The sequence below is a fragment of the Ruegeria sp. F5 genome (assembly GCF_056533845.1).
On record NZ_JBQFOU010000024.1, the window covers coordinates 1 to 14428 of the forward strand.

At 55.6% G+C, this 14428-nt stretch carries 14 protein-coding genes; 2 read left to right on the plus strand and 12 right to left on the minus strand.

Features of this window, described 5'->3' with window-relative positions; genetic code table 11:
* Positions 1-80: 80 nt before the first annotated feature.
* A complete protein-coding gene (locus ACR0K1_RS22685) occupies positions 81-515 on the minus strand; it encodes a hypothetical protein (RefSeq protein WP_480617428.1) in 435 nt (144 codons plus the stop codon).
* A gap of 126 nt (positions 516-641) precedes the next feature.
* Between ACR0K1_RS22685 and ACR0K1_RS22690 the strand changes: the two genes are divergently transcribed.
* Both ACR0K1_RS22690 and ACR0K1_RS22695 read left to right on the plus strand, forming a co-directional pair.
* Positions 642-1868 (plus strand): ATP-binding protein, encoded by a 1227-nt coding sequence (locus ACR0K1_RS22690; RefSeq protein WP_480851946.1) that lies wholly within the window; start codon positions 642-644, stop codon positions 1866-1868.
* 1092 nt (positions 1869-2960) lie between these two features.
* Positions 2961-4364 (plus strand): adenylate/guanylate cyclase domain-containing protein, encoded by a 1404-nt coding sequence (locus ACR0K1_RS22695; RefSeq protein WP_480851947.1) that lies wholly within the window; start codon positions 2961-2963, stop codon positions 4362-4364.
* A gap of 480 nt (positions 4365-4844) precedes the next feature.
* On the opposite strand, the gene ureG is transcribed toward ACR0K1_RS22695, so the two are convergent.
* The 11 genes from ureG to ACR0K1_RS22750 form a co-directional block, all read right to left on the minus strand.
* Positions 4845-5474: an urease accessory protein UreG gene (gene ureG, locus ACR0K1_RS22700; protein WP_480617425.1), complete on the minus strand. Its 630-nt coding sequence runs from the start codon at positions 5472-5474 to the stop codon at positions 4845-4847.
* Entirely contained in the window at positions 5471-6124 is a 654-nt protein-coding gene (locus tag ACR0K1_RS22705) for an urease accessory protein UreF (RefSeq protein ID WP_480851948.1), read from the minus strand. Before ACR0K1_RS22705 ends, ureG begins: the two co-directional genes overlap by 4 nt.
* The gene (locus ACR0K1_RS22710; RefSeq protein ID WP_480617423.1) at positions 6108-6560 is read right to left on the minus strand and encodes an urease accessory protein UreE; all 453 of its coding nucleotides are present in this window, start codon (positions 6558-6560) and stop codon (positions 6108-6110) included. The genes ACR0K1_RS22705 and ACR0K1_RS22710 overlap by 17 nt, the downstream gene beginning before the upstream one ends.
* 31 nt (positions 6561-6591) lie before the next feature.
* Positions 6592-6813, minus strand: coding sequence for a hypothetical protein (locus ACR0K1_RS22715; RefSeq protein ID WP_480617422.1), 222 nt, complete (start codon positions 6811-6813; stop codon positions 6592-6594).
* Between the two features lie 130 nt (positions 6814-6943).
* Positions 6944-8704, minus strand: coding sequence for an urease subunit alpha (gene ureC, locus ACR0K1_RS22720; RefSeq protein ID WP_480617420.1), 1761 nt, complete (start codon positions 8702-8704; stop codon positions 6944-6946).
* Positions 8679-9011 (minus strand): urease subunit beta, encoded by a 333-nt coding sequence (locus ACR0K1_RS22725; protein WP_480617419.1) that lies wholly within the window; start codon positions 9009-9011, stop codon positions 8679-8681. Before ACR0K1_RS22725 ends, ureC begins: the two co-directional genes overlap by 26 nt.
* The gene (locus tag ACR0K1_RS22730) at positions 9008-9169 is read right to left on the minus strand and encodes a hypothetical protein (protein WP_480617418.1); all 162 of its coding nucleotides are present in this window, start codon (positions 9167-9169) and stop codon (positions 9008-9010) included. Before ACR0K1_RS22730 ends, ACR0K1_RS22725 begins: the two co-directional genes overlap by 4 nt.
* Positions 9170-9187: 18 nt before the next feature.
* On the minus strand, positions 9188-9490 hold the full coding sequence (locus ACR0K1_RS22735) for an urease subunit gamma (RefSeq protein ID WP_170655068.1): 303 nt from the start codon (positions 9488-9490) through the stop codon (positions 9188-9190).
* A 1-nt stretch (position 9491) separates the two neighbouring features.
* Complete coding sequence (locus ACR0K1_RS22740; protein ID WP_480617429.1) at positions 9492-10229, minus strand: urease accessory protein UreD; 738 nt, start codon at positions 10227-10229, stop codon at positions 9492-9494.
* A gap of 806 nt (positions 10230-11035) precedes the next feature.
* Positions 11036-12055: an IS110 family RNA-guided transposase gene (locus tag ACR0K1_RS22745; RefSeq protein WP_480851949.1), complete on the minus strand. Its 1020-nt coding sequence runs from the start codon at positions 12053-12055 to the stop codon at positions 11036-11038.
* Positions 12056-12267: 212 nt separating this feature from the next.
* A complete protein-coding gene (locus tag ACR0K1_RS22750; protein WP_480851950.1) occupies positions 12268-14247 on the minus strand; it encodes a bifunctional 2',3'-cyclic-nucleotide 2'-phosphodiesterase/3'-nucleotidase in 1980 nt (659 codons plus the stop codon).
* Between the last annotated feature and the right edge of the window lie 181 nt (positions 14248-14428).

Here is a 14428-nt window from a genome sequence, read left to right on the forward strand (position 1 = left end):
GAATAGGATCACATCTTTCGGATACTGTGCACCTTTGAAGGAAATCATGAGCTGGCTTTCGACTTGATACGACCGACGAGTCATTCACTCGTTAATTCCGAAAGCGTCAATGGCCGAAAGTTTGCAACGGAACCCGGGCAGAGACCAGGGCGCGCGAGGATCAGGCCTATGAGGCCCGCGCGGCAGAGCGCACTGAGCGGGCTCGGAAACTGGCCGTCGTCGAAGATCTGGTTTCGCGGCGAAACCCGACCCAGCGCGATGCGGACAAGAGGTTGTTTCTGTCTGGCCTGACTGACGATCTGGATCGCAAACATTTCCGCGCGCATGGGTGGAGGTCGAGATCGAACGCAGCGGCGGTTTTCGCGTTCTGGGAAGAGCTGGAACCGGGTGTATTCGAAGACCATGGATAGTTTGAAACAACCTTGAAACGCGGGGTGTGTTTCAAGGTGGCAACCAAGGCCGATATTCAAAAAATCTCGACCTGTCTGCTGAAAGAAACCACGAGAAAAGTGCACGTGCTTTGATGGTAAGGCTCAAGCAGTGCTTTCAGTTTTCAGGGCCTTCGATTTCAATTGGTCGGATGTTGACTTTCAATTGGTCGTTCCCGTACTTTCAATCGGACAAAAAGAAGTCTTTCGAACATGTATCCAAGATTTGCCAAAACCAGAATAGAAGAAGCGTTGTCAGACACGCGTGTTGTCGTGATCTCCGGACCTCGGCAGTCTGGCAAAACAACCTTGGCAACAGAAATCGCCTCTGACAAAGTTCCCTTTTTGACATTGGACGATGCGACTGTGTTGCAATCAGCCATAGATGATCCGGTCGGTTTTATCCGCGGGTTGGACCGGGCGGTTATCGATGAGGTTCAGCGCGCACCGGACCTCCTTCTGGCAATCAAGAAAACGGTGGATGATGACAAAAGGGCAGGGAGGTTTCTGCTGACCGGTTCCGCCAACCTGATGACCATTCCCAAGGTCGCGGACTCTCTTGCCGGGCGAATGGAAATTGTCCGTCTCCTACCTCTCAGCCGGACGGAAATCCTGGAAACGAAATCGGGTTTTATCGACCGGGCATTCGAAGCCAAAGCCCCTGTCGTAGACCAGCCGGTCATTGGCGACGAACTTGTTGAGACAGTTCTTTCCGGTGGCTACCCCGAGGCTCTTGGACGGAAAAGATGGGGGCGAAAGCAGGATTGGTACCATGATTATCTTGATGCGATTGTACAACGGGACGTTCGCGATGTGGCCCAGATCGAACAGCTCGCAATCATGCCAAAACTACTGGCAGTTCTGGCAGAGCATTCTGGTCAACTGGTCAATTACTCGGGGATCGGTGCTGCCATAGGTCTGAATCACGTGACCACTCAGAAATACGTACGTGTGTTTGAAAACCTCTTTCTCGTGCACAGTTTGCAGCCGTGGTTCACCAATCGCCTGAAGCGCCTGACCAAATCCCCCAAGTTGCACTTCCTGGATGCAGGCCTTCTGGCGGCCATGCGCAGCATTACTCCGGACACTGTCAAAAAGGACAAGACACCCTTCGGGTCGATCCTGGAAACATTTGTGTTCAGCGAGTTGCGCAAGATTGCAACCTGGAGCGAGCAAAGGTGCACGTTTTCGCATTTCCGCGACAAAGACAGAAACGAGGTGGATATCGTTCTGGAAAACAGGCGTGGCGAGATCGTTGGGGTCGAGGTGAAGTCGTCTGCTACCGTTACCTCCAGCGACTTTTCCGGGATGCGTAGGTTGGCAGAGGCGTGTGGTGACAAATTCATCCAGGGGCTCGTTCTTTACGACCACGATCAGGTTGTACCCTTCGCGGACAACATGTTCGCAGCTCCAATTTCCAGCCTGTGGGCAACGACTTGATGGACGCGCAAAGCCAAGGAAGGGCAGGGGGCTTGAACCATCGATATCGCTGTTCCCGGCAGGTAGTATTCAGCACAAAGGGCGGGAAACGGTCATTTGCCGCAGGCCTCTCGCGTCACGCCGTGCAAAACCTCTATCAGGATCTCCCTGCCGCTTTTCCGACCCGTATTCCACTGGAAAAGTCTCTGCGGGACGTGGCCCGTTTGCACAAGACGGACTGGGGTTTTGTACTTCGCACGTTGGAGCATCTGGGCGAAGCGTCTGGAAAGGCTCGGCGGATCAGATGCAGCAGATACTGTTAAGGTGTCTGCTTCGATGAAGCTGTTGGCATGCATTTAACAGATACGTGAGATTTGGGGACTGGAAGTAAGAAAGCTTTGCCCTCTTGTCAGTCTCAATCCAATACTGAAGCACGTGACATTGTTGTCGGAGATTTAGTTGCGATTTAGCGTAGGCATCGCTGTGTCAATTCTGGTGGCTGTGTCTATCGGGGTATCGACGTTTATCGTCCATTCCCTGTGGTGGACAACAGCGCGCGACAATAGCCGTATGCTGGCGGCTGAGATCAACGGCCAGATTGCAAATACCGTGCGCATTGAAGTGGGCGTGACCCTCAGGTCGGCCGAAGCCGCCTGGGCAGCCGTTCGCACTATCTTTGTACAGAACGTCATTGCGACACGACAGGCCGACAAGCGAGAGTTTGTCTTTCTGTCACAATTGCAGGCGCAGCCGAATATCTCGTGGATTTTCTTCGGCTGGCCCGATGGGAATTTTTTTGCGTCACATCGCCTGGGTGACGGCGGGCTCGAGATGATTGAAATCGACGAGGGTATTCGGGACGGAATGTTACGGAAAGACCGTTACATCTTCATTCCCGGTGACATCCAGTTCGAAGAAAGGACCTTTACCGAAACATCCTATGACCCGCGCGAACATGCCTGGTTTGAAAACTTCATGGGCCTCAACTCTGCCGGGTGGATCGAAGCGCGTGATCTTCCGGATAGTGACAAAACCGTTTACGCCTTTGCCGGTCCGATAGATGTCAGCCGAACGCGGCAAGGGGTTCTGGCCGTTGCGATCGATACGGACCGATTGTCACGCTTTCTTGCCACGCTCGCACCCGGCGAGTTTGGCGCGGCATTTATTCTGAACGCCAATGGCAAGGTCATTGCAGTTCCCGACGCTGAAGCGGATGAGATCACTCCGGCGCGCATGGGTGAGGGCAAGCTTTACGAAGCCGCCATGATATCGGGCGAAAGGCTGTTGGCTGACCCCCAAACAAATACCTCGGGCACTTTGACGAAACGTATCGTCATCGACGGTGTACCTTATGCGGTGGCGTTGACGCCGCTGGGATTTTACGGTTGGCGCGTTGCAACAGTCATACCCGAAGCGGCCTTTCTGTCGGGCATCGATGAAACGCTGATCAACCTGATTTATGTGTTGATCGTTGTGGTGGTTTTTGCAACAGGACTGGCAATCTGGCTGATCCGCAGAGTTGTGGCAAATCCGTTGGCGCGCATCGCTGAAGACCTGGGTAAAATTGAACGCTTTGACGTCGAACGGATTGCGCGCAGACCGTCCAGCCTGTCTGAGCTTGCCAATCTTTCTGCAGCTACCGCCAGTATGGCGGCAGGTTTGTCTGCGTTCCGAAAATACGTGCCCACGGATCTCGTGCGTATGTTGGTTGCTGAGGGCATCAAGATACAGCCAGGCGGAGAAATCAAACAGATTTCCGTTTTGTTTTGTGATGTTACTGGGTTCACCGGTCTGTCCGAAAAACTTGGTCCCAAGATTGTCCAACTCATGGAGCCCTTTTTCAATGCGGCCTCTGTGGCCATCACTCAAAACGGTGGAACGATCGACAAATTCATTGGCGATGCGGTAATGGCGTTTTGGGGTGCACCCCGCAAAGATACCAACCACGCTGAAAATGCCTGCCGCGCAGCGTTGGACCTTGTCGCTGCCGTAGATGCGTCCGAAGTTGAAGACAAGGCCGGCAACCTTCTGCGCGTCAGGATCGGGGTGAACAGCGGTGAGGCTCTGGTCGGAAATATCGGCTCAGAACAGCGTCTGAACTACACCGCGATTGGTGATGTCGTAAACGTTGCCAGCCGGCTGGAAAGTGCCAATAAAGACTTTGGCACGCTGATCCTGATCGGAGAGGAGACGCGACGTCAGGCCGCCGGCTCGATTGTGGTCCGTGAACTGGACACGCTTGCCGTGTTCGGACGCACCGAAGAACTGGTTGTCTATGAACTGATCGCGATGCAGGATGAGTTTGATGGATCCCTTGCCTGGATTGGGTTGTATGAACAGGGCCTTGCACACTACCGGGCCGGGCAGTTTGAAAAAGCTGTTGCAGCATTCGTGGCCGCAGATCAGGCCCGAAACGGGGATCCCGCCTCAGTCGCAATGATGGCCCGGGCTCAACTCCTGTTGGACAGGCCACCACCGGAAGGCTGGCGTGCTGTTACAAGAACCAAAAAGTACTAGATTTCACTCGATCAAGTTCGGGCGCTTCGATCTCGGGTTTTTTTGCAGACATGTGACGTTCTGATTGCGCGCACAAGCGTCCGTGGTTTGGACGGCTATTCGGAAAATCCGAAAATTCGCACTTTGCATGAGCGTAACATGCCGGCGACATCACAGTTGCAGCGAATACCCGGCTGGTGCGCTGCTGCCCCAACATTGGTGCAATTGCTTGAATGAGCGCGAAGAACCCTATAACCGGCGTCGCAATTTCGCGTGTCACGCAGAAATATCGGAGGGCGAAACTCGCGGAACGCATAACAAACCGGCCCAGAAAAACGTTGTGGTCAAGAGTAGTTGTTTAGCCTGGTGCACTTCGTATACAGACAGCAGATGTGTGAGGGAAAAACATAACATCCAGACAAACGTGAAAATGAAAGTTTGTACTTTCAGCCTCTCCAATTGGCTTTAGGAGCCGACAATTTTGCATCTTGGTTCCCAGCGCTAATTCCCTTCTGAAATTATCAACCCCCCGCGTTTCACCAGGAGGTCAACAATCGCGCTGACCCCTTTTTTGTGACGAAGGGACGCGAACAAAAAAGGCCGTCCGTTGCGCATTCTGGCTGCATCTCTTTCCATGACCTCCAGTGAAGCGCCAACATGCGGCGCCAGATCGGTTTTGTTTATGACTAGGATGTCGGATTTTGTTATTGCCGGTCCGCCTTTTCGCGGGATTTCCTCACCAGCGGCGACGTCGATCACATAGATTGTAAGGTCGGCGAGCTCCGGGCTGAACGTAGCCGACAGGTTGTCGCCGCCGCTTTCGATCAGAACAACATCAAGATCGGGATGGCGTTCCTGCATTTCAGCGACCGCTGCAAGGTTGATCGATGCATCCTCGCGGATTGCTGTATGGGGGCAACCGCCCGTTTCGACGCCGATAATCCTGTCTTGGGGAAGGATCTGCATACGCATCAGCGCTTCGGCATCCTCCTGCGTGTAAATGTCATTGGTGATGACGCTCACCGAACAGAAATCGCGCAGGGCTTCAGATAAGGCAGCGGTCAAAGTGGTCTTTCCGGCTCCAACCGGACCACCGATGCCAACGCGAAGAGGGCCGTTCATACTGCTCATGTCCGAAATATCCTTGAATACTGTGTTTCATGTCTCATCGACGCGATGTCCGTTAGGAATGCAGTCGAACTCAACTCTTCCAAGCCTGCCGATTGCGCCTTTTCGGCGATATGAGAACATAGCGGTGTCAAATCACGGATCAGCCTCTGAGCATCGGTTTGTCCCAGTGGCACAAGGCGCGTCGCACAGGCGACAAGGTTGCTTGCGAATGCTTGCAGAAACATCTTGGTCGTCAGCAGCAGGGGAAGGTTTTGTAGTCTTGCAGCCCGTCCAATCGAGACGGGGTAAGTGAACTGCCCAAGGTCCAATTCCCAGACCCCTTTGGTGACATTTCCGAAGGCCTGCCCCAGCAGTTCGGTTTCCATGAGCCTTTCGGATGTCGCGCAAAAGGCCCGCGCCGTGACATCGACGTTGATCAGGTCATCTTTGTCCAGCGCATTGAAGGCCGCCACAGCGAACAGAGCGTCATTCCACCCAGATCCATGTTCCAGCGCATCTGATATCCAGGCTTCGGTATCTTGAGAATTCGCGACAGTTCCCTCGTCAATTGCAGCTTCCAACCCATGGGAATAGGCAAAGGCCCCTACAGGATATGCCGGAGAAAACCACTGGATCAGCGTCAGGATATCGCCGTCAGTGGGCGTGGCCATGGGTCCTGCCGTGGCCATAGGCCCCGCCTTCGGGGGTGAACGGCTCGTGCACCTCTCGCACTGAGGCGCCAATTTTCAGAAGCATGTCTCGAATGACATGATCGACCTGGATCAACAGGCGATCCTTTTCGATCTGGCAGGGAGTATGGCGGTTGCCGATATGCCATGCGATGCGCGCCAGGTCAGGGGCTGCAACCTCGAGCAAGGTTTCAGGTGCGGCCTGTATTTCCACTTCGCGACCGTCATCCAGAACCAACGCGCCGCCATGGTTCAGCGAGGTCGTTTGCGCCAGATCGACAAGAATCTGTTCGCCACTTTCGCATGTCAGGACCTTGCGGCGCAAAAACCGGTCTTCATAGGTCAGCGACAGGGCGTCCGCAGGCTCGCCGTGTAAATGATCATAATACTGCCGTGCTGTACAAAGGAGGATGGTCATGTCAGCGCCCCCTCTGTGGAACGGGCAGCGATTACCAGATGGAGCCCGCGAAAACGTGTTGTACGATCCGGTCGCGGGACAGGCCGCGTTTGCGCAGTTCTTCGTCGCTCAGCGATTGCAGGAACTGCACTTGATCGGTGCGCGATCGTGCTTCGGCCAATCGAGCAAGAGCCGAAAAGATCGACGAACCAATTGCCGAGAACAGACCGAATACGGAAAAACCGGAATGCGGTTGACTTTCTGTGTGTGCCATTGGGACCCTCGTAAGCTTGCGAGACGTTGGTCCTCCCTTGCGTCCTAATATCTGTCATCTTTCACTCGCTTAGTAGTGGCTGATTGGTCATGCCCGGGATGCGCTTGCTGCAACGCAGCGTAATTTTTAATCAGAACATGAAGTATCGCTGTGCCATCGGTAGAACTTCGGCAGGCTGACAGGTTAGCAATTCGCCATCCGCGCGCACCTCGTAGGTTTCCGGGTCAACTTCGACATGCGGTGTCGCGTTGTTCAGCAAAAGGTCCTGTTTGCCAATCTCTCGCGTGTTTTGGACAGCGACGGTCTGCTTTGCCATTCCAAGTGTATCACCGATCCCGTCCGCCTGCGCGGCCTGCGAGACAAAGGTGATTGCCGAGTTTTCAACGGATCGGCCATAGGCGCCAAACATTGGGCGGCTATAAACCGGCTGCGGTGTGGGGATCGATGCGTTGGGATCACCCATCTGGGCGCAGGCGATTGTGCCACCCAGCAAAACCATCTCTGGTTTCACACCGAAGAAAGCAGGATTCCAAAGGACCAAGTCAGCGCGTTTGCCTTCCTCGATACTGCCGATTTCGTGGCTCAGGCCATGGGCAATGGCCGGGTTGATTGTGTATTTCGCAATATAGCGGCGTACGCGTAAGTTGTCGTTCTCACCGGTTTCCTCGGGTAGGCGCCCGCGCTGTTTCTTCATCTTGTCAGCGGTTTGCCAGGTTCGAATCAAGACCTCTCCGACTCGGCCCATGGCCTGACTGTCAGACGCGATGATCGAGAATGCCCCCATGTCGTGCAGGATATCCTCGGCCGCAATCGTCTCGCGCCGAATGCGGCTTTCGGCAAAGGCCACATCCTCGGGGATGGATTTGTCGAGGTGGTGACAGACCATCAGCATGTCGAGGTGTTCCTCGACCGTGTTCACGGTAAAGGGCCGCGTGGGGTTGGTCGAGGACGGCAGAACATGTTTCTCACCGCAGATCTTGATGATGTCCGGAGCGTGACCACCCCCTGCGCCTTCGGTGTGGAAAGCGTGGATCGTGCGGCCCTTCATGGCGGCCACTGTGTTCTCGACAAAGCCTGATTCATTGAGCGTGTCGGTGTGGATCATCACCTGCACGTCCATCGCGTCTGCCACCGACAAACAGCAGTCGATGGCGGCAGGGGTGGTGCCCCAGTCCTCGTGCAGTTTCAGGGCACAAGCCCCGGCCTTGACCTGTTCTTCAACTGCTGCGGGCAAGGAGGCATTGCCCTTACCCGCAAAAGCCAGGTTCATCGGAAACGCATCCGCTGCCTGCAACATCCGCCCGATATGCCAGGGGCCTGGCGTGCAGGTGGTGGCCAAGGTGCCATGCGCAGGGCCTGTGCCACCGCCAAGCATGGTTGTCAGGCCGGAATGCAGCGCGTCCTCGATCTGTTGCGGGCAGATGAAGTGGATATGGCTGTCGAACCCGCCGGCCGTCAGGATGCGGCCCTCGCCCGCGATGGCCTCGGTCCCCGGACCGATTATGATGTCGACGCCCGGCTGGGTATCCGGGTTTCCTGCTTTGCCGATCTTGGCGATGCGCCCGTCTTTCAGGCCGACATCCGCTTTGTAGATGCCGGAATGATCGACGATCAGCGCGTTGGTGATCACCGTATCCACGGCCCCTTCGGCGCGCGTGGCCTGAGATTGCCCCATCCCGTCGCGAATGACTTTGCCACCACCGAACTTGACCTCTTCCCCATAGATGTCTTCGCGGTGCCCGGTTTCGCTGAAACGCGCTGCTGTTGCGCGCTCGACGATTAGGTCTTTCTCGACCTCGATGATCAGATCGGTATCCGCCAATCGTACTTTGTCGCCGACTGTGGGGCCGAACATCGAGGCATAGTCACTCCGGCTGATCTTGCCCGGCATCTTTTAGAGCCCCCATGACATGCATATTGAAACCGTAGATGTGGCGGCGCCCATCGTAGGGCACCAGCATAACCTCGCGCGTTTGGCCTGGCTCAAATCGCACGGCAGTGCCTGCCGGGATGTCCAATCGCATTCCCAAGGCCGTGTAGCGATCAAAATCCAGGGCCGAGTTCGCTTCGGCAAAATGGTAATGGCTGCCGACCTGCACGGGTCGATCACCGGTATTGGCGACGACAACCAGACGGCTGCTGCGTCCTGCGTTGAGCGTCAGTGAACCTTCGGCAGGAATGATCTCACCCGGGATCATTTCGGCAGCTTCATTATCACTGTGATGGCGATGACTGCGATCAAGGCCAGCCCAGCTGCGAGAAGGGCGTAATCACTGCCATGAGCATGAACATGGGTATCCGTATGGGCCACGGCAGGACCAGCCAGAACAAGAGCGGGAAACAGCATGCGGGTCATGGGAAACTCCTTTGAAATTCAGCGAATGGGGTTATGGACGGTCACAAGCTTGGTGCCGTCGGGGAATGTGGCTTCGACCTGCACCTCGTGGATCATCTCGGGCACGCCTTCCATGCATTGGTCGCGGGTGATCACTTCGGCGCCGGCTTGCATCATATCGGCGACCGAACGGCCGTCGCGCGCGCCTTCGACCACGGCGTCAGTTATCAAGGCAATGGCCTCGGGGTGGTTCAGCCTGACGCCACGGGCCAGCCGCTTGCGGGCGACCTCGGCAGCCATGGCGACCAGCAATTTGTCTTTTTCACGAGGGGTCAGGTTCATGTCAGAGCATCCAGCATCGGGGCAATGTGTTTTTGTTCAGTCGGCGCAGAGCCGGTATCAGCGTTCGGCGCAGTGCAAAGCTGTTGCTGGCCAGAATGCGAACGACCAATAGGTCTTTCCGGATCAGGGTTGCCCCGGCGGTGTCCGGTAGCATTTCCCGGACAGGTTTCAGATGACCTTCGGCAGAACTCGACGCCAAGACGATTAACGCCATCGCCCCCGCCCCGTTTGCAATATGAGGTTTGGATAAGTGCCTATGCCAATCACCAGAGAACCTGATCGTCTCGAGAAACACCGGCGTCCCTCCGCGTCGAACCTCGATCCGATCGCGCAAGCGGATGTCGGTCAGCGTCTCGCCCATGGCAACGCGCCCAAAGACAAGCGGCTCGACCATCAGCATTTCAGCGTCGAGCGCCATGTCGATCCGGAGGCGTCTATCCAAAGCACTGCCGTTGTACAAGATGGTCTCTTGCGGCAACCAGTTCAGCCGGGCATCACCCTCAACCGTCAAGTGATTTGTAATCTGGCCCCATTCTTCAGGCCGGGCTTTGTAGGCGCGCTCGCAGGCTTGTGTCGTCAAAGTCAGCGCCGTGCTTTTTGCTGCTTTGCAAGAAAACCGGAATGAATCGCCACCGGTCACGCCGCCCGCCGTGTTCAGAAGAACCGCATCCAGATCAGGTGAGGTCGCTCTAGGGAACAGGCATCTAAAGGACCCGGACTGTCGAAACGTGTCCAGCACGGTCCTGTGGCACAATTGCTTGGTGGATAAGCTGACGGTGCCTGCAGCACGCGTCGGTACCGCGCTGTGCGTGGGAAATATGGCTGCAACTTGGGTAATAGGGCACCTTTAGAGCGTCGTTCGGTGCCATCTGTTTCTCTGTTGAAGTGTCGGAACACTAACCTGCAGTGTCAGAATCTGCTTATTTCCACGCCATGTGCCTAATTTTTGTACAGCGCTTCTGCCTTGGATGAAAAAATAGGCGCATCTCGCCGATTTCCCAAATTGGGCTAAAGGAAAGTTGCCAAGCTTGCTGCAATGCAGAATCCGCATGGGTTCCATTGCAGAGATGATCTGGGGGTGTGTGGGCTGCGCGAGTTGAACCTCGAACCCAACCGCTACACGTATCGCAACAACAGTTGCGGGGATTGAGCAGCCTTATCTGACTGGTCCAACTTGATTGTTATTGCATGAGACATTTTCTCTGGTTCGTGACCAGTTCCACGCAAATAGCGGCTTTGTCCCGCAGATTGTGAATTTGTCCATCTGTTGATCTTACTCGTACCGCGAATGGCATGTGTGGATAGCTCCCGCATAGCAAGACATTTTTTGAAAGTAATTTCGCACTGGTCAGAAGCAGACGTGTGTCCGGCCTGTTTGCGCAGCACACGCGGCTGCTGGCCTTGATGGTTTCCGCGACCAAGTCCCATACGGGTATTGCGGACAACTAGTGTCCTTGCCGTTCGACGGGGTGTCTTGGCTGGCGGGCTGACTGTACTCCATCATTTCAAGGGTCTTGCTGTCTCGAGTATTCCCATCTTGTTCTCTCAGATCGTGTGGGGACGGTAGTATTCGCTCTTGGTCGGCACAGCCCAGACGATCCGCGCCGTCTTATTGGCCATGGCGATTGTCGCCAAACGGGGAGGCTTGCGGGCGAGCAGGTCTATGGCCCATGGATCGACACGGTCGGGGTTCACCTTCATTTGCCGCAATCGCGCCGTCATACCGGTCACCAAGAGGCGCCGGATATATCGGTCGCCCATCTTCGTGATCCGCCCCAATCGTTCCTTACCACCACTGGATCGGTTGAGCGGCGTCAGACCAAGCCAGGCTGCAATCTGTCTGCCGTTCTTGAACTGCTTCGCGTCACCGACGGTTGCAACAATTGCCGATGCTGTCACGGGTCCAACTCCTGGGATCGTGCGCAGCAACATCACGCGCTTGTCCAGTTTCGAATGCAGGCGCATGCGCACCTCGTACCAACGGAGGCGGAGATGCATGGCAACGAGTTGATGACTCAGCTGCTTGAGAACATCCATCGCAATTTCAGGCAGGTCTGGTTTGTCTCCATCCAGAAGGTTCTTGGCATACTTCACGGCACTTCCTGTACCCTGCGCTATGATAATGCCAAACTCGACCAGCAGGCTGCGTAACATATTTCTGAGCTGTGTCCGTTGGCGGACTATCAGATCGCGAGCACGATGGAGGAATAGGACCGCTTGCTGCGCTTCCGATTTCGGCGCTACAAACCGCATTTTTGGGCGCGTCACTGCCTCGCAAACCGCCTCAGCATCAACCGCGTCAGATTTGCCGCGTTTCACATAAGGCTTCACGTAGTTGGCCGGGATCAGCCGAACATCATGGCCCAGCTTTGAGAGTTCTCGTGCCCAATGATGACTGGACCCGCATGCTTCCATCCCCACCAAACATGGCTCGAGTTCATCAAAGAAGGCGACAAGTTGGGCGCGCCGAATCGCTCGATTGAAAACGACGGTGCCAACCGTAGTAATCCCATGGACTTGAAAAACATGTTTGGCCAGATCGATGCCGACTGTTGTAACTTGCATTGGGTAGCTCCTTTCCTAGCAGTGATACACAACTGCAGTATGGCGCATTGCGACGCCGGTTGGAGCAGGAGCTATCCACCCCATCGGGTTCAACAGGCGGCGCCGCAGCATGGAGATTATGGGGTGAATGTCCGGAAAGGGGGGCGAGGCGACAGATGCAAACCCGCCACCGGTTTTATTTGGTGGCGGGCGATTTTCGTGCGCATTTTGAGTCAGAGCTTGATCCGGAAAGCCGCGAAGCCATCGGCGCCTTCTCCGGCGTCCTCGATTGAGACACCTTTGATGTCGCCCATATAGTCCCGCGCCTTTGGACCTGTTTCGAACAAAACTGTCGTGTCCGCAAGCGGCGCAAATGACCAGTTGGCATCTGCCTTTGGATCAATCGTGCCCTGTTCGACAATGTAGCGCACGATGACGTCGCGGTTGGTATCGGGGGCTTCGAATACGATTGTGTCACCCAACGCTCCGGGGAAGGATCCGCCGCCTGACGCGCGATAATTGTTGGTGGCGATGATGAATTCCATGTCATCCGTGACAGGTTCGCCATTATAGGAAAGGTTCATAATCCGCGCCGCATCGGGGTTAACCTCTTCGCCTTTGGGCCCAAAGCGCGAGGGCTGGGACAGGTCAATCTGATAAGTCACGCCATCCATGACGTCGAAGTTGTAGGATGGGAATTCCGGGTTAAGCAGAACCGCATCTTTTGAACCCGCTTCAACATGATTGAACATTCCGGCTGAACGTTCCAGCCAGCCCCTGACCTGCGCACCGTTCACGCGGACCGCCCGCACCGTGTTCGGGTAGAGATACAGATCGGCGACGTTCTTGATGGCAACGTCACCAACGGGGACATCGGTGTAGTATTCCGGACCGCCGCGGCCACCGGCCTTGAAAGGTGCTGCCGCGGACAGGATAGGCAGGCCTTCATGTTCGGTGCCTTTCAACATCTCTTCGACATACCATTTCTGCGCGATCGATACGATCTGCACGGATGGGTCATCTGCGACCAGCGCAAAATAGCTGTGGAGCGGCGCAGATGTCTTGCCAACCGCGCGGCGGACATAGGCCAGAGTTTCGTCGTGATCCTTGGCAACCGAGTCGAGGACCCTCTGATCATCTCCGACCAACGCGGTAATCGAGCGATCCTCGTTCCTTTGGGAAATTGGCCGCGCTTCGGATGTGGAGGCCACCACGCGCCACTTATTTCCGTCCCTTTCCAGCAGCAGATCAAGCAGGCCCAGATGCGACCCCCAGAAGCCGCCCATGACGGCGGGTTTTCCCATCAGTGTGCCCTTTTCAACATCGATCCCCGGACGGTCTGCAAAAGTTGGCGAGGGAAAGACCAGGTGGTTGTGCCCGGTGACCAGCGCATCAATCCCTTCGACACCTGCAAGCACAACCGAGGCGTTTTCCATACCATCTGCATGGTTCGCATCGCCAATGCCGGAATGCGACAACGCGATGATCAGATCGCAGCCTTGTTCCTGCATCTCAGGCACATAGGCCTGAGCTGTCTCGATGATATCCCGCGCCTCGACATTGCCCTCGAGATGCTTGCGATCCCAATTCATGACCTGCGGAGGCGTAAAGCCGATAACACCGATTTTGATCGGATGTTTCGTGCCGTCGCCCATTTCGATTTCGCGGTCGAGAATGGTGTAAGGCTGAACGAGCGTCTTGTCATCGCGCGGACTCGCGCCTTTCTCTTTAGCGACGTTGGCAAGAACCACTGGGAAATCCGCACCAGCCAAAGAGGTCTCAAGAAAGTTCAGCCCGTAGTTGAACTCGTGATTGCCCAGCGTTGCTGCGTCATAACCAACCGTGTTGAATGCGGTGATGATTGGATGATTGTCCCCTTCTTTCATACCGCGTTCATAGGCGATGTAATCGCCCATCGGGTTGCCTTGCAGAAAGTCTCCATTGTCAACCAGAAGCGAGTTCGTCGCCTCAGAGCGGATTTCATTGATGATCGTGGCCGTGCGGGACAGGCCCACCGTGTCGCGGGGCTTGTCGGCATAGTAATCGTAGGGGAACACATGGACATGAATGTCGGTTGTTTCCATGATCCGAAGATGGGCCTGATTGTTGGCCGCAGCAACCGAGAAGGGGTGAAGCGTAATTGCGGCAGCACTCGCAGCTGTTGTGTATAGAAACTGGCGACGCGAAAATAACGGGCGGTCAGTGAAAGACATTAGGCACCTCTCAAGTTAGTTGGTTAACGCGCCTTTTGAAGGCTATCGGCGACATACGTGTGACATCAGTTGCCAGAAATTCTGTCGCGTCACTTATAGGCGGTGACATGCAGCACCATACCCAAACGAAACGGGTTTGCTAAGGTGCTGCGGGTTGCGAACTTGTGTTTCCCTTTGCTTG